15 protein-coding genes are annotated in these 18,775 nt (G+C 61.0%); 1 reads left to right on the plus strand and 14 read right to left on the minus strand.

The window, feature by feature from the left end; translation table 11 throughout:
• The 14 genes from BT116_RS27050 to BT116_RS27115 form a co-directional block, all read right to left on the minus strand.
• Positions 1 to 807 (minus strand): SDR family oxidoreductase (locus BT116_RS27050; RefSeq protein WP_072348584.1); only part of this gene is annotated, 807 nt, incomplete at its 3' end.
• Positions 808 to 841: 34 nt separating this feature from the next.
• Positions 842 to 1,306 carry a multidrug transporter gene (locus tag BT116_RS27055; RefSeq protein ID WP_072348586.1) on the minus strand — a complete coding sequence of 155 codons (465 nt, stop codon included), beginning with the start codon at positions 1,304 to 1,306 and terminating at the stop codon, positions 842 to 844.
• A 170-nt stretch (positions 1,307 to 1,476) separates the two neighbouring features.
• The gene (locus BT116_RS27060) at positions 1,477 to 2,928 is read right to left on the minus strand and encodes a mannose-1-phosphate guanylyltransferase/mannose-6-phosphate isomerase (protein ID WP_072348588.1); all 1,452 of its coding nucleotides are present in this window, start codon (positions 2,926 to 2,928) and stop codon (positions 1,477 to 1,479) included.
• Positions 2,929 to 3,071: 143 nt separating this feature from the next.
• Entirely contained in the window at positions 3,072 to 3,737 is a 666-nt protein-coding gene (locus tag BT116_RS27065; RefSeq protein WP_072348590.1) for an alginate O-acetyltransferase AlgF, read from the minus strand.
• Positions 3,738 to 3,751: 14 nt separating this feature from the next.
• Positions 3,752 to 4,927 carry an alginate O-acetyltransferase gene (locus BT116_RS27070; RefSeq protein WP_072348592.1) on the minus strand — a complete coding sequence of 392 codons (1,176 nt, stop codon included), beginning with the start codon at positions 4,925 to 4,927 and terminating at the stop codon, positions 3,752 to 3,754.
• Between the two features lie 11 nt (positions 4,928 to 4,938).
• A complete protein-coding gene (locus BT116_RS27075; protein WP_072348594.1) occupies positions 4,939 to 6,504 on the minus strand; it encodes an MBOAT family O-acyltransferase in 1,566 nt (521 codons plus the stop codon).
• Between the two features lie 193 nt (positions 6,505 to 6,697).
• Positions 6,698 to 7,834 carry a mannuronate-specific alginate lyase gene (locus BT116_RS27080; RefSeq protein ID WP_072348595.1) on the minus strand — a complete coding sequence of 379 codons (1,137 nt, stop codon included), beginning with the start codon at positions 7,832 to 7,834 and terminating at the stop codon, positions 6,698 to 6,700.
• 11 nt (positions 7,835 to 7,845) lie between these two features.
• Positions 7,846 to 9,294 (minus strand): alginate O-acetyltransferase, encoded by a 1,449-nt coding sequence (locus BT116_RS27085; protein WP_072348597.1) that lies wholly within the window; start codon positions 9,292 to 9,294, stop codon positions 7,846 to 7,848.
• Between the two features lie 10 nt (positions 9,295 to 9,304).
• Positions 9,305 to 10,894, minus strand: a complete 1,590-nt coding sequence (gene algG, locus BT116_RS27090; protein ID WP_072348599.1) for a mannuronan 5-epimerase AlgG — start codon at positions 10,892 to 10,894, stop codon at positions 9,305 to 9,307.
• A gap of 26 nt (positions 10,895 to 10,920) precedes the next feature.
• Positions 10,921 to 12,411, minus strand: a complete 1,491-nt coding sequence (locus BT116_RS27095; RefSeq protein ID WP_072348616.1) for an alginate export family protein — start codon at positions 12,409 to 12,411, stop codon at positions 10,921 to 10,923.
• Between the two features lie 5 nt (positions 12,412 to 12,416).
• Entirely contained in the window at positions 12,417 to 13,901 is a 1,485-nt protein-coding gene (gene algK, locus BT116_RS27100; RefSeq protein ID WP_072348618.1) for an alginate biosynthesis TPR repeat lipoprotein AlgK, read from the minus strand.
• A 15-nt stretch (positions 13,902 to 13,916) separates the two neighbouring features.
• Positions 13,917 to 15,086, minus strand: coding sequence for an alginate biosynthesis protein Alg44 (locus tag BT116_RS27105; RefSeq protein ID WP_063324507.1), 1,170 nt, complete (start codon positions 15,084 to 15,086; stop codon positions 13,917 to 13,919).
• 35 nt (positions 15,087 to 15,121) lie between these two features.
• Positions 15,122 to 16,603: a mannuronan synthase gene (gene alg8, locus BT116_RS27110; protein ID WP_371856190.1), complete on the minus strand. Its 1,482-nt coding sequence runs from the start codon at positions 16,601 to 16,603 to the stop codon at positions 15,122 to 15,124.
• Between the two features lie 100 nt (positions 16,604 to 16,703).
• A complete protein-coding gene (locus tag BT116_RS27115) occupies positions 16,704 to 18,020 on the minus strand; it encodes a nucleotide sugar dehydrogenase (RefSeq protein WP_063324509.1) in 1,317 nt (438 codons plus the stop codon).
• Between the two features lie 562 nt (positions 18,021 to 18,582).
• Here BT116_RS27115 and BT116_RS31135 point away from each other — a divergent pair.
• Complete coding sequence (locus BT116_RS31135; RefSeq protein WP_170846000.1) at positions 18,583 to 18,747, plus strand: hypothetical protein; 165 nt, start codon at positions 18,583 to 18,585, stop codon at positions 18,745 to 18,747.
• The last annotated feature ends 28 nt before the right edge of the window (positions 18,748 to 18,775 follow it).

Here is an 18,775-nt window from a genome sequence, read left to right on the forward strand (position 1 = left end):
CCCAAACCGCTTCATCAACCCCTTCTCCAGCAACCCCTTGGGCAGCCAGCTCGCCATCAACGGCAATGCCCGGCTGCCATTGCCCAGGCGCAGCAGGCGGGGCGGCCGGGGTTGTTGCATGGCCTTGAGCAGCCCGGCGGCGAACTCGCTGGCCGGGGTCGGGTTGTCCTGGGACGCCTTGGCCCGGGCGCGGATGCCGTCGCGCAGGGGCCACCAGGGCGATTGTTCGCTGATCAGCTGTTCGGCTTCGTGGCCGGCATTCTTGGCGAAGCTGGAGGCGATGGCGCCAGGCTGGACTTCCATCACGCGGATGCCGAATGGTGCCAGTTCCATGCGCAAGGCATCGCTCAAGGCATGCACCGCGGCCTTCGAGGCGCAGTAGGCCCCGGCAAACGGTGTGACCAGCACCCCGGAAACGCTGCCGATGTTCACCACCAGCCCCTTGGCCCGACGCAGCACCGGGAACAGCGCGCGGGTGACCCCGACGATGGCGAACACGTTGGTTTCGAACTGACGCTGCATGGCCGGCACGCCACCGTCCAGGAGCGGGCCCATGGCGCCGTAGCCGGCATTGTTGACCAGCACATCCAGGCCGCCATGCTGCTGGTTGATCCGTTCGTTGAGTTGTTCCAGGGCCTGGCCGTCGTTGACGTCCAGTTGCACCGCGGTGAACCCGGCAGCGCTGAGCGTCGCTACGTCTTCAACCTTGCGCGCCGTGGCCCAGACTTGATAACCCGCAGTCTTGAAGGCGTCGGCGAGGGCGCGGCCAATGCCGCTGGAACATCCGGTAATCAGCGCAACAGGCATGGCGCATTCCTTATGCAAAAAGTGGGGGGAGCAATCAGTTGGAAAAGCTGCCGTGCAATCGCTCGGCGCGAAACTCCAGGGTCTGCGGACGATAACCCGGACGCAGGGGCGGCAGGGGCAGGCAGTCTTGCCAGTCAGCGCCGGCCTGCAATTGGCCGGGGCCCCGGTAGCGCGGTGCGTCGTAGGGGGTGTCGGCCAGGTTGATGGTATCGCCAGGCGCATAGGCCGCGACCCGCCAGCGCAGTTCGATCAGCGGCACGTCATTGGTGTTTTTCAGGTTCAGCGACAGCGGACGGTCGGCGGGGCATTGTCCGGGGTTATAGGTAATGCGCATTTCCAGGCGCTCCAATTGCCGGTTCTCGCGGTTTTCCTGCCAGAGCACCCACGCAGCGACCAGCCCGAGCCCGATGAACGCCGCCAGCGAGACCGGCAAGGCCTTGGCCGGGTAGCGCAACAGCAGGATGAGCCAGGTGATGACCAGCAAGACGCCGATAAGCATGGTGGAAGCCTCCGTTACCGTAGGCACATCCTACCGAAGGGGGCGGGCATTGTTGAAGCAATGATGCCTGCCCATCACCGACTGCAAAAAAAGCCCCCACCCAACTCACTGCGGATAGGAACGCAGTGGGCTGGATGGGGGCTTCTTGTACGGCTGATCGTTGCTGCTGGTTACTGTGCGATGGTCTTCACCGAGACACCACGTTCGATCGGGGTGGAGCGACCGTAGATGTCTTCGAAACGCTCGATGTCGTCTTCGCCCAGGTAGCTGCCGGACTGCACTTCGATGATTTCCAGCGGGATCTTGCCCGGGTTGCGCAGGCGGTGGACCGACGCGATCGGGATGTAGGTGGACTGGTTTTCGCAGAGCAGGAACACGTTCTCGTCGCAGGTCACTTCGGCGGTGCCGCTGACCACGATCCAGTGTTCGGCACGGTGGTGGTGCATCTGCAGGGACAGGCACGCGCCCGGCTTGACCGAGATGTGCTTGACCTGGAAGCGACCGCCCATGTCCACCGAGTCATAGGAACCCCACGGACGATAGACCTCGCAGTGGTTCTGGGTCTCGGTGCGGCCCTGGGCGTTGAGGGTGTTGACCATCTGCTTGACGCCTTGGACCTTGTCCTTGTGGGCGATCATCATGGCGTCCTTGGTTTCGACCACCACGATGTTTTCCAGGCCGATCACCGACACCAGCTTGCCGTTGCCGTGGATCATGCAGTTGCGGCTGTCCTGGACCACCACATCGCCCTTGGTGACGTTGCCGTTGGTGTCCTTTTCGTTGACTTCCCACAGCGACGCCCAGCAACCGACATCACTCCAGCCGGCGGCCAGGGGAACCACGCAGGCGCGCTGGGTTTTTTCCATCACGGCGTAGTCGATGGAGTTGTCCGGGCAGCAGGCGAAGGTGGCTTCGTCGAAGGTAATGGTGTCGGCCGTCTGCTCACTGCGCTCCAGGGTCAGCAGGCAGGTGTCGTAGATGTCCGGATCGTGTTTTTTCAGCTCTTCGAGGAAGCGGCTGGCGCGGAACAGGAACATGCCGCTGTTCCAGAAATAACCGCCGGCCTCAAGGAATTCGGTGGCGCGCTTGGCGTCGGGTTTTTCGACGAAGTGCGAAACCCGGCTCACACCTTCAGGCAGCAGCGCATCGTTGGTCGACTTGATGTAGCCATAGCCGGTTTCCGGCTTGGTTGGCGGAACGCCGAACAGCACCATCTCGCCACGCTCGGCAGCCACGGTAGCGAGGGCCAGGGCGCGTTGCAGGGCCTTCTGGTCTTCGATCACGTGGTCGGCCGGCAGCACCAGCATCAGCTCGTCGCGACCTTCGTTGACCAGCATCATCGCGGTCAGCGCCACGGCCGGTGCGGTGTTACGCCCGAACGGTTCCATCAGGATGCGCTGGGCTTCAAGCTTACGGTTGCTCAACTGTTCGTTGACGATGAAGCGGTGGTCTTTGTTGCAGACCACGATCGGCGTGTCCATGCCTTCGAACACCAGGCGCTCGAGGGTCTGCTGGAACAGGGTGTGTTCACCGGTCAGGGCCAGGAACTGTTTAGGGAATTGCTTGCGCGAAAGCGGCCAAAGACGTGAGCCACTACCACCTGACAAGATCACCGGAATCATGTTTGTTACTCCTTGAAGCGAAATGGTTGTTAGAGCTACTGCGTTCTGTCGTTTCACTCTCTTGTTGTTGTTCCTGCGGCAGTGGCGAGCCTCAAGCTGCAAGTAAAAGCTTGCCGCTTGAAGCTAGAAGCTTGCCGCTGCTCTTATCGTGTCGACACCGGGCGTTTCACCCACACTGGCGACAGGCTGCTGCCCGAGCCTGTGACGTACAGCACGGCCGCTTCGCCGCGCTCCAGGGCCACAGGCTTGAGGTCGCCAACTTTCTTGTCGCCTTCGAACAGCGCCAGGGTCACTTTCACCGGGTTGATTTCACGCTCGCCACGGCCCTTGGCCGCGACGTTCGGCACCACTTCGGTCTTGCCATCGGCGGTCTTGAGGGTCAGGGCCTTGTCGGTGAGGTTCTGCACGCGGACCAGGGACTTCTGCTTGTTCTTGAACGGCGGTTCTTCGATCAGCTGAGGCTGGCCGGTGGCGTTGTTGACCAGGGTGTAGTAGTGATCGGGGGCCAGTTTGACCGGGACGGTCTGGCTGCCGACCTTGGCGTTGTAGTCTCCGCCCGGCATGAAGCTGAAGTCGCTGCTGGCCAGTGGGGCCACGTCGTTGAGGTTGGTGCTGCCGACGGTGGCGCTGACTTCGGCGTTGCTGGCGTTGTAGATACGTACGAAGCTCGAGCCTTTTGGCGCGACCGGACCGTACAGGGCCGAGTCACCGGCAAAGGCGGACAGGGAAAGGGCGCTCATGCTGGCGACGAGGGCAACGGCCTTGAAGGAGCGAGCAGCGAGACGGCGAGGAGTAGTGTTGAAAGTCATGATGGACCTCTCTTTCAGTTTTGCGCCCGGTCGGGCGTCTCGGATGGGGTGTTGGCGGCTACGTTCTGTTGGCGCGCGCCGGCTTGCTTGAGCTCTGCGACCCACTGTGGGTCGGCGTCGCCGATTTCGTTGTTCACGGGCAGATAACGTTCAGGGAACTCCCAGATCAGCACCTGTGGCGGGCTGTTCTTGAAGGCATCACTCTTGAGGTAGCTGAGCATCGGCAGAATCGGGCCATGGCCGTCCTCGGCATAGTTGACGACGTCGCTGTGCAGGGCTTGCTTGAGTGCACCGACGAAGTTCCAGTTGGGGTTGGCGCTGTAGCTGGTGCCGATCAGGGCCACGGGCACCTGGGCGTCGGCGAACAGCGCGTCGTCGCCGGCCGGCTGGTCGTCGGCTTCGCGGGTGTTGCGCTTGACCAGCGGCTCCTGGGCCGGCATCAGGTTTTCGAACAGCGGGTCCAGGGGCAGGAACTGGCGCAGGTCACCCTTGTGGGTGATTTTTTCCGCAGGCTCAGTGATGAAGCGCTGTGGTTCGCCATTGAGCGGCGCCTTCTCCGCGATGGCCTTGGCCAGGTTCTCGGCAGCGACCTGGGCACCTTCCGGGGTCCAGTGGGTGTCGGTGCGCAGGAACACTTGCTGGCCGCCTTGCTTGGCCTGTTGCAGCGGGCCGAGCAGGTCAGGCGCGAGGATTTTGTCGGCCGCCACGCGTGTATGGAAATCCTGGTAGAGATTGGCGTGAATGCTCGATGGCTTCACGTCACCCAGGTGCTCCGGGTACAGGCGCGCCTTGGCTGGCACGATCGCCATGACCAGGGTGATGCCTTGTTCCTTGAGCTTCTGGCGCACGCCTTCGACCAGCGCGTAGTTGCCTTGCAGGTTCAGCTCTTCGTTGACGATCGGGTTGAACTCTTCGTCGCTGTACAGCCACTGGTCGCGGCCCAGGACCACGCCCTTGCGGCCTTCGTTGAACAGCTTGTAGTCCAGCGCAGCCCAGATGTTGGTGCCCAGGCGCTTGATCGGGAACTCGTCGTCGTAGTGCGTTTCCACGGCCTTGGCCCAGCGCCCGTTGAGCACGGTGGCGTCGGGGTTGGTGCTGAAGCCGAAGAAACTGCGCATCGACCACAGGCCCAGTGCTGTCAGGATCAGCATGAACAGTGCGATGTAAAAGATGCGTAATGAGCGGGTCATGTTCAGATCCCTCAGAACTGGAAGTAAAGGAACGGCGAGAAGCTTTGCGCCGAGAGTTTGAGAATCGAAGCGATGAACAGCAGCAGCACCAGGGCGCGCATCACGTAGCGCGACCAGTCCACGGTCCAGTAGGCCGGTTGCACCTGGGCTTCGACACCCACGGTGTAGCCCGGCTCATGGATCGTCGATGGGTTGTCACCCGGTACGGCCTTGATCATTCCCGGTTGTGCGGTGGCCGGGCCGTTGGCCTCGGTATTGACCTCAGGCTTGGTCTTGACCGGCGGACGGTTGGTGTAGAAGTCCCGCAGGCCGAAGAAGGCGAGGGTGATGTAGGCCACCACCAGCGTGGCGATCTGCAGGCCGGTGAGGTTGGCGCGGGTCAGTTCCGACAGCGACCAGTCGCCGAAGCTGAACATGGCACCGTACATGCGACCGGCCACGTGCAGGTTCTCGGCGCGGAAAATCACCCAGCCCATCACCACCAGCAGGAAGGTCAGCGCCCAGCGGATCGGGTTGATGCTGCGTGGCGTGGTGTTGATGCCCACCGCTTTTTCGATGGCCAGCCAGATACCGTGCCAGGCACCCCAGATGATGTAGGTGAAGTTCGCGCCGTGCCACAGACCACCGAGCAGCATGGTCAGGAACAGGTTGCGATAGGTCATCAGCGTGCCTTTGCGGTTACCGCCCAGGGTGATGTAGAGGTAATCGCGCAGCCAGGTGGACAGGCTGATGTGCCAGCGGCGCCAGAACTCGGTGATCGACTGGCTGATGTAGGGCTGCTTGAAGTTTTCCATGAAACGGAAACCCATCATCAGGCCCAGGCCGATGGCCATGTCGCTGTAGCCGGAGAAGTCGAAGTACAACTGCGCGGTGTAGGCCAGGGCGCCGAGCCAGGCGTCGCCCGTGGTCGGGTTCTGCAAGGCGAAGCAATGGTCGGCCACCACCGCCAGGGTGTCGGCGATGAACACTTTCTTGATGAAGCCCTGCATGAAGCGGGTGCAGCCTTCGGAGAACTTGTCCAGCGTGTGGGTACGGTTGTTGAACTGGTCGGCCAGGTCGCGGAAACGCAACACGGGGCCGGCGATCAGGTGTGGGAAAATCGCCACGAACGCTGCGAAATCGATCAGGTTGCGGGTCGCCGGGGTGTCACCGCGATAGACGTCGATGATGTAGCTGATGGACTCGAAGATGTAGAACGAGATCCCGATCGGCAACAACACGTGGGTCAGGATGAACGGCTCAAGACCGAAGCTGGTCATGATCGCGTTGAGGCTGTCCACGCCGAAGTTGGCGTACTTGAAGTAACCCAGGATGCACAAGTCCACCGCCACGCCGAGCAACAGCCAACGCTGGGCCGGTTTGGTGCGCACACCGGCGGCGCCGACTTTCAGGCCGATCCAGTAGTTCCACAGGGTGACGCCGGCGAACAGCGCCAGGAAGTCCACCCGCCACCAGGCATAGAACACGTAGCTGGCGATCAGCAGCAGCAGGTTGCGATAGCGTTGCCCGCTCAAGTAGTACAAGCCGAGAAAGATCGGCAAGAACAGAAACAGGAACACATTGGATGAAAAAACCATCCCGATCTCTCCATGTTGAATCAACAGTCAAGGGCCAGAGCCCCCCCAAACCCCCCCATGAAAAAGAGGGGTGATGATCGTTCCCACGCTCTGCGTGGGAATGCCTCTACGGACGCTCCGCGTTCGGCTTTTTGGGACGCAGAGCGTCCCCGGCTGCATTCCCACGCAGAGCGTGGGAACGATCAGCGGTGAATCAGCTTCCTTTCTCTCCTTTTTCCCGCGAAGGGTCGTACACCCGGGTCAAGTCACCGCCGAGGCGGAAGGTCTTGAACGGTTGCATCTCATGCTTGCGTTCCAGCACATCCTCGCTGCAGGTGTAGAGGCTGCAGAACGGTTCGAGCCAGGCGAATTTCGAATCGATCTTCAGGTCCTTCATGTCCTGCTTGTCGCCATTCTTCTCTTCGAAGATGTCCGGGTCTTCCACCCCGGCCAGCACTCGGTCTCCCAGTCGCTTGAGGGCGCCGTTGTTTTCCTGGCGCAGGTCCACACCGTTGACCTGGGCGAAACTGGCGATCATCGCCAACGGCGGCAGGGCATAGTTGTGGTAGGACAGGGCGCGTTGCTTGCGCTTGAGTTCGTTGGGCAGGAAACCGTCGGCATCGATCTGGTTGACGCCGACCTTGTATTCCTTGACGGCCCAGTCGAACAGGTCGCGGCGGTTGGTTGCCACGGAGGTGGCCATCACCGACCAGGCGGCCCAGTAGGAGTGGTTGTTGGTCTTGTCCAGCGGCAGGTTGTCCCAGTCGCTGACGACCTGGTCGGCCATCCGGCTGAACCAGCTTTCGATCAGTTGCGCCTGCTCCTGGTGATTGGCCAGTGGGCGGGACTCGGAGAACTTCAGGCGCACATAGGCCGAAGCCATGCTGCCCAGCGCCCATTTGCGCATGGACTTGCCAGTGTGGTTGAAGTCCTTGGACATCAGCGCATCGGCCTGGGCCCACGCGGTCAGCCAGTTGAGGGTGCATTCCAATTGTTCGGGACGGCCGTCACGCATGAATTGCATCACTTGTTTGCTGACGCCACGCTCGATCTTGGTGATGTCGGCGGTGCTGTCGCGGAAGGCTTTTTCCGACTGCACGTTCAGGGTCGCGCGGGCCTTGTCGGAGCCCTCGTACTTGCTGCGAAATTGCAGGGCGCCAGTGTAGGGCGTAGGTGTGGCGTCGCAGCCTTGGGCCGCTTCGCCGGCCTTGACCTTTTCGATCGGTGCGAAGTAACCCTGTGGCGGGCGCAGCGGGGCCGCGGCCTGCGTGGCCCCGGCGAACATCGCCAGGGTCAGCAGGGAGGGCGCCAGCAGCGTTTTCAACGTTCGGGTGCGCGTGGTACTGGTCATGAGACGAGACCTCATTGTCCGATTTGAGCCGTTTGTTCGGCTTGCGGAGATGCGTTGCGTTTACAGATTTTCGCTTCGATCTGCTGCGGCTCTTTACCGGCTTCGGGGCCCTGGACTTCGACAGCCAGAAGGTTTTGCGAAGCCCAGTCCTCGTCGGTGCGCAGCTGGAAGGCGAAACGTCCGTCGGTTTCGGAGGTATCCGGTTTTTCGATCTTGATATCCTCGTGGCGCCCATTCATGTACCAGAGGGTGGCTTGCAAGGTTTTCACCGAGGTGTCGGCGAAGCGGATGTCGACCTGGTGGCTGCCGTTACGCAGATCCATGTTCTTGCTATTGACCATCAATTCGTTCTTGCCCGGCTTGAGCGCGGTCTTGCTGCTCATCAATGCCGGCTTGCCTTCGCAACCGTTGTTGTCCAGCAGCGCCATCATCTGGCGATAGATGGTTTCCTGGTCCAGGCGATACAGCGGCGAGAATTCCCAGATGAGGATTTTCGGCGGGTTCTTCTGGAACTCTTCGCTGCCCAGGTACTGGATCATCGCGCCCTCGAAACCGCCGCCGGGGAAGGCTACGTTGAGGATGTCGGCGCCGATGGCTTCTTCAAGGAAGCCGGCGAAGTTGTAGTTCTTGCCGCTGTGACTGGTGCCCACCAGGGTGATCTGCGGGTTCCCGGAATCGCCGAACAGATCGCCGTCACCCGCCTCGCCCTTGGGTTCGGTGGTGAACTGGTCCATGTACTGGATCGCATAACTGGTGCCGCACAGCTGCCCGGCCATGTTGTGCAGGGTGCCGGTCTTGCCCATGCGGCCGGACTTCTTGGTCTCGAACTCGCGCTTGGGAATGTCGGCGAAGGCCGGGAGCTGCTTGACCTTCTCGGCGACGATCTTGGCCGTGCGCTGGGCGCCGTAGGGTGTCCAGTGCTGGTCGCCGCGGAAATAGAAATCGTGGGCCGGCAGGGTTTCGGGCAGGTTTTCGTTGGTCAGCGGCGACAGGTCCGGCACCACGTAACCCATCTGGGCGAAACGGCCAAGCATGGATTTGTAGTTGGTCAGGGCTTTCTCATAGTCGAAAGCGGCCTTTTCCTGCGGGTTGAGCTTGTTGCGGTTCACCAGGCCCCGGGTCGGCTGGTAGACGAGCACCAGCTCGACGCCTTTTGCCTTGAACGCATCGTGCAACTGCTGCAGGCGCTTGTAGCCGGCCGGGGTGGTGTTGAATTCGGTCCGTAGGTCTTCCTGGGTCCGGAACAGCCAGTCGCCCTGGGCCTGTACCAGCGTGGTGAAGTTCTGCTGGTAACGGGTGGTGTAGTTCTTCGGATCGTGGGCTTCCGGACACAGGTTGCAGCACGGTTCGGCAGTAAAGGTCGGTGCCTTGATTTCGTCGGCGCGCGCGCCGCTTGCAGCAGCGAGAATGCCGGCAGTCAGGGCGGACAGGCCCAGGAGTTTGATCATCTGTGGGTTCATAAAGTCATCCTCAGTCCCGCAATTCGGTCTGGCGTTCGACAGGGTCGATCAGCACGGCTTTCTGCTGGCGCACCAGCAGGTCGAGAATTTCATCCTGGCGTTCGCCCAGGACTCCCGTGAGGGTGATGCCGCTGGATTTGGTCGGCGCGAGCATGGACACGCGGTACAGCTCGACACTCAACGGCGAGTCGATAGTCAACGGGCCACTGCCGTTGCCGGCCAGTTCGCCGCCGACCACGATCAACGACACTTCGGCGTCGAACGGGTCGAGCTTGATGTCCCGGTCGGTGTTGGACAGGTCCTTGATGTGGCCGTAGAGACCAGTCAGGCCGTTGGCCATCGACAGGTTTTCGTACAGGCGGATGTTCACGCTGTTACGAATCCGGATGCCGTGGCGCTGGTTGCTGATCACCTTGTTGCCCCACAACAGGTTGTCGGCACTCTCGTAGAGCGTGATGCCGTCGGTGTGGTTCTTGTAGATCTCGTTGTAGGCGATCAGGTTGTTCACGCTGTTACGGTCGATCACCACGCCCGAGAGCTTGTTGTCGTAGCTGCGGTTGTTGATGATGAAACTGTCGTTGACCTCACGGGAAATGATGATCCCGTGCTTCTTCTTGGTCCCGTAGACGGTGTTGTCGGCGATGATCAGCCGATGGGAACGGTCGTGGGGGTCGATGCCGTAGACGATGTTGTCTTTGTAGGTGTTGCTCTTGACCACGAAGTCGCGGGTCTCGTAGCAGTAGAAGCCGTACCACATGTCCGAGAACTCGGAACCGATGATCCAGCCGGTCGGTTCTGGACGCTTGAGGACCTTGGCCATGTTCGGCGTGTACTGGGAAATACTCACCCCGTACGACTTACTGTTGGCGTAGCCGAAACTGGCCATCTTGGTGTTGACGATGTAGGTCTCGGTGCCACCCCAGGCCAGCAGGAACGGACGGAATTCCTTGGGTGAACGGAAGGTCGCGGGGCCGTTGTCCTTTTCACGCCAGCCGGTGACCTTGGTGTCGCGGATGAACATGTGGCCATCGTTGACCAGAAATGCGCCGCCCTCCTGGGACAGGCGCAGCTCTTGGGTCTGTTTGTCGATTTCCAGGATGCCCTTCTGGCCGACCACGATCGGAATCTTCGCCAGGTAGACGCCTGGCGAAGTTTCGATCACGTACTTGGGCACTTTCTTGACCAGGTCCTTGAGGTTCATGTAGCCATCGTCGAGGAAGATGGCCTGTGGGATACCGTGCTGGCGCACGACCCATTCGGCCATCTTGTTGTCCCCGCCGATGAAGTCTTTCAAGGCGTTTTCCTGCATCATCCGGCGCACGCTGACCTTGCCGACCTTGGTCCGGACGATCTTGGCTGCCACCGCTTCGGCGGTGTAGCCCTTGAGGTCCGGCAAGGTCGGCGTGGCCAATTCCAACGGGGCAGTCGGCGCACTGCTGACGGTGTAGGTCTTGGCTTTTTGCAGTCCTTTGACCACGCTGCCCGGCTTGACCGCCGGTTCAACGTTGGCGAACGCCGGCGAGCCGGCCAGCAGCATGGCTGCGACCAACAGGCTGATCGAACCTTTCATCGCCTGGCTGTTCCTGAGGTAGCGGTTCATATCGGGCACTCCCATGGTCATTCGCATCAGAAGCGCCAGATCACGTCGACGAAGGCGCGATGCATGTACGAATCGACCTCTTTGCCGTAGGCGTCGCCTGGCTTGAACACGCCGCCACGAAAGCGCACCAGCGCGGACGGCTCATCGATCGACTGACTCAGCGCCGCCGGCAGCAGGCCTTGCTTGAAGTACTTGGTGACGACCAGATCGACTTCCTGGCCCAGGTCCTTGTCGCCATCACGCAGCGGCAGGGTCGAGGTGGACAGGATGGCGCCGGTCACGTCGTCGGTGTTGTTTTCCACGGCATTGATACCGTTGCTGCCCACTGGCTTGTTGCCGTCCACGCGCCAGAACTTGTGATACACAAGGCTGGCGTCGTATTCGTCACGCAGTTGCCAGGAACCGAACAGGCTGGCGCTCTGGGTGTTGGCCATTTCGCCACGGAACGCTTCGCCGAAACGGTGGACGCGCGAACGGGTGCCGGTGAAGTTCGAACGGTTGCTTTGCAGGCCGTTCTGTTCGTAGTCCTCGCTGGCGCGGGCATAGGCCGCACCGACTTGCCATTGCGGGTCCAGACGCAGGCGGATACCCAGGTCGGTGGCCCAGCCGTCCACATCATCGCTGCGCTTGAGTTGTGCGGGGCGGGTGCCGTCGGCATTGAGCGGGTTGACGCTGTCGCGGTCACCGGTCATGCCAGTGAGGCTCGCCCAGTAGTTGACGGTGTTGGTGTTGCGCCAGTTGTAGGCATCGCTGTTGGCTTCCAGGCCGAGCCAGGTCAAGTCACCGTTCTCGGTCTTGTCCAGGGTATCGGTGGGCTCGCCCGGGGTCGGGTAGTCGAGGCTGCCGTTGTCATGGGAGTGGTGGGCACGAATACCGGCCCATTGGCCCGGCATCCACTGGTAGCCCACGTCGCCATAGACGTGCAGGCGGTCCTTGTCCTTGGGGGACAATTCCTTGAGGTCGGTGCGGTATTCGCTGAACCGTTCGGCCACGCCGAGGTTGGCCCGCAGCAAGGTGGTGTCGAAGGTCCAGTTCAGGGCTTCGATGTTGGTGTCGCGCCATTGGCCGTCGTCGTTGCGCAGGCGCTGGCGACCGAACTTCAACTGCTCGCCCGGGTAGGGGGTCAGGCCACGGTAGCCAATCCAGAACTCGCGCATGGCCAGGTAGCTTTTCTTGGCTTCGCGGTCACCGCTGTCGGTTTGCTGGGTGCTGCCATCGGACTGTTGCAGGGTGTCGGTCTCGATGATGTCGCTGGACGTCACGGCCTGGGCCATGGCGTAGGCGCTCCAGGCGCCGCTTTCACTTTCACCGTAGACCCATGGACGCAGGTCCAGGCCGACACCGTTGACGTCGCCACCGCTCTGGGTGCCGAGGTCACGGTCGTCTTCGGACTGCCCGGTGATCTTCACTTCCAGGCCGAAATTCTTGCTATCGGTCAGCGCTGCCAGGGTCGGGCAGGACCACAGCAGGGCAAACGACAGGCCAATACCAGCCTGCACAAAAGGATTGAGCTTCAAAAGCTTCATAGAGGTTCCTCGCCGTCATCTTCTTTTAGGGCTTGCAGTTCCAGCGTATCGGGGCTCATCGCACCACGAATGGCCTGCTCTTGTTGTAGCAGGCGTTGGGCTTGTGCAAGTTGCTGCGGCGGTAATTGTGCTTCGAGGGTTTGGGCAAGCTCGATGGCTTGCGGGGTGTTCTGCGCCTTGGCCAACTGGCTGAACACATACGCGTTGACCGGGTTGGGCTTGGTGCCCTTGCCCTGGGAGAACAGCTGGGCAATGGCGAAGTCGGCGCTGTTCTGGCCGTTGCGGGCGGCCTTGAGCAGGTGGTCCAGGGCTTTTTGCGAGTACACCTGGCCCAGATAACCGCGGCGATAGATCTGGCCGAGGTAGTAGTCGGCGGCCACTTCGCGGCCAACGGCTTTCTGGAAATGCGCCTCGGCGACCTTGGCATCGGCGGGGACCCACTTGCCTTCGTAATACAGCTTGCCCAGCAACAGCTCGGCGCGCGGCTGGTCGGCGGCGCGGCCGTTTTCCAGGTACTGCATCATCTTGTCGACGTCACCCAGTTCCGGGAAGTCGTAGAGCAGTTGCGCCAGGCTGACCCAGGCAGCGGGGTAGCCTGGAGCGATGCCTTCGAGCAACGACTGGGCGGTCTTTTCATCGGTCTTGCCCAGGCTGGCGTCGGCCAGGACACGGGCGACGCTGTCCACGCGCTGGGCGGAGACGACGCCACGGGCGTGACCGTCCTGCATCTGCTTGAGCAATGCGGCCTGCTGTTCCGGCTGGCCGCGTTTCTGATAGACCGTGGCAAGTTCGACGTAGCAGATGTCCGTGGTCGCCAGCGCGGCCTTGCAGACCTTCTCGACTTCATCCAGGTGCTGGTCGTAGGTGCCCTGGGTGCGGTAGAGCAGAATCTGCGCCAGGCCCGCTTCCGGGTAACCGGCGCTGCGCCATTGGCTGATCTGCTGCTGGGCGTTGACGTTCGGGAAGCTGTGGGGATATTGCAGGTACAGCATCGCCAGCGGGATCAGGGTGTTGCCTTCCCCGTTGGCGAAGGCTTTCTTCAACAGGCCTTCGGCTTCGTGTTTTTCCGCTTCAGTGGAACCGGGCTTGGCCACCAGCAGGCGACCCAGGCGAGCCTGGGCCCGTGGCGAGATATCGGCGGCGGCGCGGTAAGTCGCCTCGGCTTTTCTCATCTGCTCGGGGTCGCGACTGTCCACCTGGATGTCGGCCAGGCCCACTTGGGCCTCGCTGTAGCCCAGGTCTGCCAGTTGCTGATAGTTCTGCTGCGCCAGCGCCGTGTCGCCGCGCTTGAGGGCTTCGTTGGCCAGGCGCTGGTCGGGCAGGCCGGCACAACCGGCCAGGCTGACGGCCAGTGCCAGGGCACACAGTGTTCCCATGTGGGAACGAGTTTGCGGCATAGCATCCTGACCGCGTTGATCCTTTCGCGAGCAAGCTCGCTCCCACAGAGCCTGTGGGGTGTTCAGGATTTTTATAATGGTCACGGGCATATCCTCGACTTAAATACCGACGGCCATGGCTTTGTCGATCAGCCAGTTCAGGTTCGGACCACGGTCGCTGGTGACTTCTACCGGCCGGCCGGCCAGCGAGCTGTCCAGGGGTTCGTCAGGTTGGATCAGCACACGGATATCGGAGGACAGGTCGGCACTTTTCAGGCTGGTGCTGCTGACGATCTTGCCGGTACGGGTGGTGTCTTCGCCGGCGACCTGGAAGTTGACTGGCGTACCTGGGCGCACGTCGCCGAACTGGCGATAGGAGAAACGGGCTTCGACGTTGGCTTCGGTGCCCCGTGGGACCAGTTGGAAGATCACGTCACCCTTGCTGGCGTACTGGCCGTTGGCGACCAGTTGCTGGGACACGATGCAGTCGCACGGCGACGTCAGGGTGCCAGTCATTTGCTTGCCGAACAGCTCCTCGACCTTGGCCGGCTGCAACTGGTTGTCGTCCAGGTGACCTTTGAGCACGTCGAGCATGCTGGTGCTGAAGGTCGCCAGCGGGGCGCCTTTGGCAGCCACGCCGTCGGCCTTGACCAGGCTCTGCACGGTGCCGTCGCGCGGCATGGTAATGGCCATGCCCGGCACGTTCACCAGGCCGGCCTGGGCGTGGCTGACAAAGTACATGCCGTACACCGACTTGAAGATGAAACCGAACGCCGCCAGGCCAACGGCGAAGACCCCCAGGCTGAAGGTCACGGCGCGTAGGCGACCCATGGCACTCATGCCGCCGTTTTCGTCTTTCTGCTTGCGGGCCTTGGTGAAGTTGTCGCGCTGCAGGGTCGCCAGCACGTCACCGACACCGACGATGTCGCCGGCCAGGTGCGAGGTGATGATGTGACGCAGTGTCGAGATGTCCCGCGGCTCCAGGTTCTGGAACTGGCAACCGGTGCGGCCGGTCTGGCGGTCGTAGGAACGGATCTGCAACTCCACGTCCATGGCCAGGCCAAGGTTGTCGATGACGAACTGCAGGCGACCTTTGTAGGACTCCCCGGTCTTGAGGGGCATCTGGCCGGCGTTGAAGCTCAGGCCGCCGGCGGACAAGTCCAGGACCTTGACTTCCATCGGCGTACGGTCAGGGCCGAAGAAGCGCAGCTTGGCCGGGATTTTGACCCGGGCGTGTTGGCGCTGGGCTTCGGATTCATGCACTACGTTGACATTCACGGCGGTGTTCATAGGGGCGATTTCCTAGTTAATTCATTCAAGTCCGGTCAGACCATCGTCAGCAGCACGGCGACAAAGATGCTGCCGGCGGAGAAGGTCATGGTCCGAGACGACCAAGTGTTGAACCAACGTTGAAAGCTGGCGAGATCACGGGTCAGTGAGGTGGGCTGGCGGGTCCAGGATTGCTGGTCGAGGCGGAAGAACACATAGATCTTCACCAGGGCACCGACGATCTGGTTGTAATAAAGAATCGCCGGGTAGGCAGGGCCGATCTTGTGTCCGGAGCACGACAGCAACAGGGTCAGCAGCAACCGGGTGATGCCGATCCACAGCAGGTACACCAGGATGAACGCGGTGCCGTACTTGAAGCTGGCGATCAGTGCCACGGTCAGGCCCAGCAGCGACGTCCACATCGACACACGCTGGTCGAGCAGCACCACCGAGGTGAACAGGCCCAGACGGCGCAGACCCAGGCCCAGTGCCCGGGAGTTCTGCCGCAGGTTGTTGCCGTACCAGCGGAACATCAATTTGCGGCTGGCCTTGATGAAGCTCTTCTCCGGCGGGTGTTCAACGGTGTTGATCGCCGCATCGGGCACATAGAACGTGTCGTAGCCCAGGCGCATCAGGCTGAACCAGCTCGACTTGTCATCGCCGGTCAGGAACTTGAAGCGACCCAGGCGCCAGTGTTGCAGCGAGTCGCTTTCCACGTCGGCGATGAAGTCCGGGTTGGTGACCACGGTGGCGCGGAACACCGACATGCGGCCGGTCATGGTCAGCACGCGCTTGGACAAGGCCATGGAACACATGTTGATGTGCCGCTGGGCGAAACGCAGCTTGTGCCATTCGCTCATGATGTAGCCGCCGCGCACTTCGCAGAACTCGTTGGTGGTCAGGCCGCCGACGTTGCCGAACAGCTGGAACCACGGCACGGTCTTGCGCACGACGCCTTCGGCGAGCACGGTGTCGCCATCGATCACCGCTACGACGGCGCGGTCATCCGGCAAGTGGCGGGAGATGGCGCGGAAACCGTAGGCCAGGCCGTCGCGCTTGCCGGTGCCAGGGATACGCACGAAGTCCAGCTTGACCCGCGCTGGCGGGTTCATGCGGGCCCAGAGGCTCTTGACCAGCAGTTCGTCGGACATTTCCACGATGGAGCAGACCACGGTGGTGGGCAGCCCGCATTCGATGGCCTCGCGAATCACCGAGCCGTACACCTGGGCGGTGGTCAGCGCATCGATCCGGAAGCTGGTGACCATCAGGTACACATGGGACGGATCCGCCGCCTTGCCCAGCTTGCGTACCTTGCGGCGCAGGTGCGGGTAGACGATGTACAGGAAGATCATGCCGCGCACGAAATGCGTTGCTCCCATGGAGTAACGCCAGATGCCCACGGCGCCGATCAGGAAGATGAAGTCCTTGGATTCGGAGTCGAACGTGGACGTGGGCAGCGCCATGGCGATGCCCATCAATAAACTCAAGTAAAACAGCCAACCGGCGGCCTGAAGCAGGCCGTGCTTTAGCCTGTGCATAATCTGCATCCGTCTCTATCTCGGGCGGGCCTTGTGGGCGGCCCGATGGGTTAAGGCAGGCGAAAGGCCGGCCGGAGCATGCCCCGGCCGGCAAACAGACTTACCAGCAGATGCCTTCGGTCCGGCCACTCGGGTTGGTGGCCTTGGACATGAAGCCGACCAGGTCGATGACCTGCTTGCCTTCCGGTACGTTCTCGGTCAGCGCGCGGAACTTCTCGTCGCGGTTGCCCAGGATGATGATGTCGGAGCTGTCGATCACCGAGTCGAAGTCGGAGTTGAGCAAGGACGAGACGTGAGGGATCTTCGACTCGATGTAATCCTTGTTCGCACCGTGGACGCGGGCGTATTCGACGTTGCTGTCGTAGATCTTCAGGTCGAAGCCCTTGCCGATCAGCATTTCCGCCAGTTCTACCAGTGGGCTTTCTCGCAGGTCGTCGGTACCGGCCTTGAAGCTCAGGCCCAGCAGGGCGACTTTGCGCTTGTCGTGGCTGGAAACGATGTCGAAGGCGTTCTGCACCTGGGATTCGTTGCTGCGCATCAGCGAGTTGAGCAGCGGCGCTTCCACGTCCAGGGAACCGGCACGGTAGGTCAGGGCGCGAACGTCCTTGGGCAGGCAGGAGCCGCCGAAGGCGAAGCCTGGGCGCATGTAGTACTGGGACAGGTTCAGGGTCTTGTCCTGGCAGACCACATCCATCACTTCACGGCCATCGACGCCGACGGCCTTGGCGATGTTGCCGATCTCGTTGGCGAAGGTCACCTTGGTGGCGTGCCACACGTTGCAGGTGTACTTGATCATCTCGGCGACGGCGATGTCCTTGCGGATGATCGGCGCATCGAGCTCTTCGTACAGCGACTGCAGAACGTCACCGGAGGCGGTGTCGAACTCACCGATAACGGTCATCGGCGGCTGGTCGTAGTCCTTGATCGCGGTGCTTTCACGCAGGAATTCAGGGTTGACCGCGACACCGAAATCGACGCCGGCTTTCTTGCCGGAGCAGTCTTCCAGGATTGGGATCACAACGTTTGCCACTGTGCCCGGCAATACGGTGCTGCGAACTACGATAGTGTGGCGGGTGGTCTTGTCACGCAGGACAAAACCAATCTCGCGGCACACCGCTTCGATGTAGTTCAGTTCCAGGTCGCCGTTCTTTTTGCTCGGTGTACCGACGCAGATCATCGACAGGTCAGTATCGCGAATCGCTTCGGCGAAGTTGGTCGTGCCGCGTAGTCGACCAGTTTGAATGCCTTGCGCCAATAGCTCACCAAGACCAGGTTCAACGATCGGCGATTTACCGGCGTTGATCATGTCGATTTTGTCTTTGGCGACATCCACGCCAACTACATCATGGCCCCGTGCAGACAGGCAACCGGCACATACTGCACCGACGTAACCCAAACCAAATATGCTAATGCGCATCGCATTTCCCTCTGTTTTTCACGCCATTAAATGGCCGGAGTTAATAGTGTTCAGCGGTCATAGTGCACTCGGAAGTGTGGAATGCAGGCGCCACAATGCCGTGTGCAGGCATACTAAGTTCCGAGTGTCTAAATAAATGCACTCAAGTTGTGCGCAATGTGGCCTAGTTGTTATGACCTGCCCTGTTATGCAGCCAGTCCTCGTTATCGGGAACGCTCGTGCAAAGGTCCTTCACTTCCGATCCCTGGCAAAAAGCCCACAAAATCAAAAGTTTGTGTGCTCGGGTGAGCACGTTATAGGGGCGCAGCCTTGGCCTTGTAGGGGATAGTAATGGTGCTTTATCTCCCGTCCTTCTAAGGGTGGATCCAATTAGACGACCGTTTCACTAAGTTGTCGTGACAACTTGGTTAATCCGTTCGACGTCCTTTGTAAGTTATCTCGTACACGCTCGCCGAGAATCGTTACGGATGGTATGAGCCATGCAATTTGACATAGTTCCGATCCGCTCATCGCGATTTTCGAAATTTTTCGAAATATTATCGAAGATGGCACTGGCCTCAATATGATGGCACTTGCCGTTTTGCCCTTTATTAATGGGGAGTTAGGAGGGGTAGATAGTTTTGTGCCACTACCGATGAAAAAAATTGGTGCCACTACGCAAAAAACTGACGAGTGTCGAGTGAAAGAAAAGTTAGCGCAGGAGTGGGGTGATTTATTGGCGCCATGAAACTGGCGAAGTGGGCGAGGAACTAAGA

Source organism: Pseudomonas sp. NFACC16-2, from assembly GCF_900119205.1.
GTDB classification, from domain to species: domain Bacteria; phylum Pseudomonadota; class Gammaproteobacteria; order Pseudomonadales; family Pseudomonadaceae; genus Aquipseudomonas; species Aquipseudomonas fluorescens_Q.

Bases quoted from the DNA above. Each gene is read 5' to 3' on its own strand.
- BT116_RS27055 (WP_072348586.1), bottom strand. From the start codon at position 1,306: ATGCTTATCGGCGTCTTGCTGGTCATCACCTGGCTCATCCTGCTGTTG.
- BT116_RS27060 (WP_072348588.1), bottom strand. From the start codon at position 2,928: ATGATTCCGGTGATCTTGTCAGGTGGTAGTGGCTCACGTCTTTGGCCG.
- BT116_RS27065 (WP_072348590.1), bottom strand. From the start codon at position 3,737: ATGACTTTCAACACTACTCCTCGCCGTCTCGCTGCTCGCTCCTTCAAG.
- BT116_RS27070 (WP_072348592.1), bottom strand. From the start codon at position 4,927: ATGACCCGCTCATTACGCATCTTTTACATCGCACTGTTCATGCTGATC.
- BT116_RS27075 (WP_072348594.1), bottom strand. From the start codon at position 6,504: ATGGTTTTTTCATCCAATGTGTTCCTGTTTCTGTTCTTGCCGATCTTT.
- BT116_RS27080 (WP_072348595.1), bottom strand. From the start codon at position 7,834: ATGACCAGTACCACGCGCACCCGAACGTTGAAAACGCTGCTGGCGCCC.
- BT116_RS27085 (WP_072348597.1), bottom strand. From the start codon at position 9,294: ATGAACCCACAGATGATCAAACTCCTGGGCCTGTCCGCCCTGACTGCC.
- algG (WP_072348599.1), bottom strand. From the start codon at position 10,894: ATGAACCGCTACCTCAGGAACAGCCAGGCGATGAAAGGTTCGATCAGC.
- BT116_RS27105 (WP_063324507.1), bottom strand. From the start codon at position 15,086: ATGAACACCGCCGTGAATGTCAACGTAGTGCATGAATCCGAAGCCCAG.
- alg8 (WP_371856190.1), bottom strand. From the start codon at position 16,603: ATGCACAGGCTAAAGCACGGCCTGCTTCAGGCCGCCGGTTGGCTGTTT.
- BT116_RS27115 (WP_063324509.1), bottom strand. From the start codon at position 18,020: ATGCGCATTAGCATATTTGGTTTGGGTTACGTCGGTGCAGTATGTGCC.
- BT116_RS31135 (WP_170846000.1), top strand. From the start codon at position 18,583: ATGATGGCACTTGCCGTTTTGCCCTTTATTAATGGGGAGTTAGGAGGG.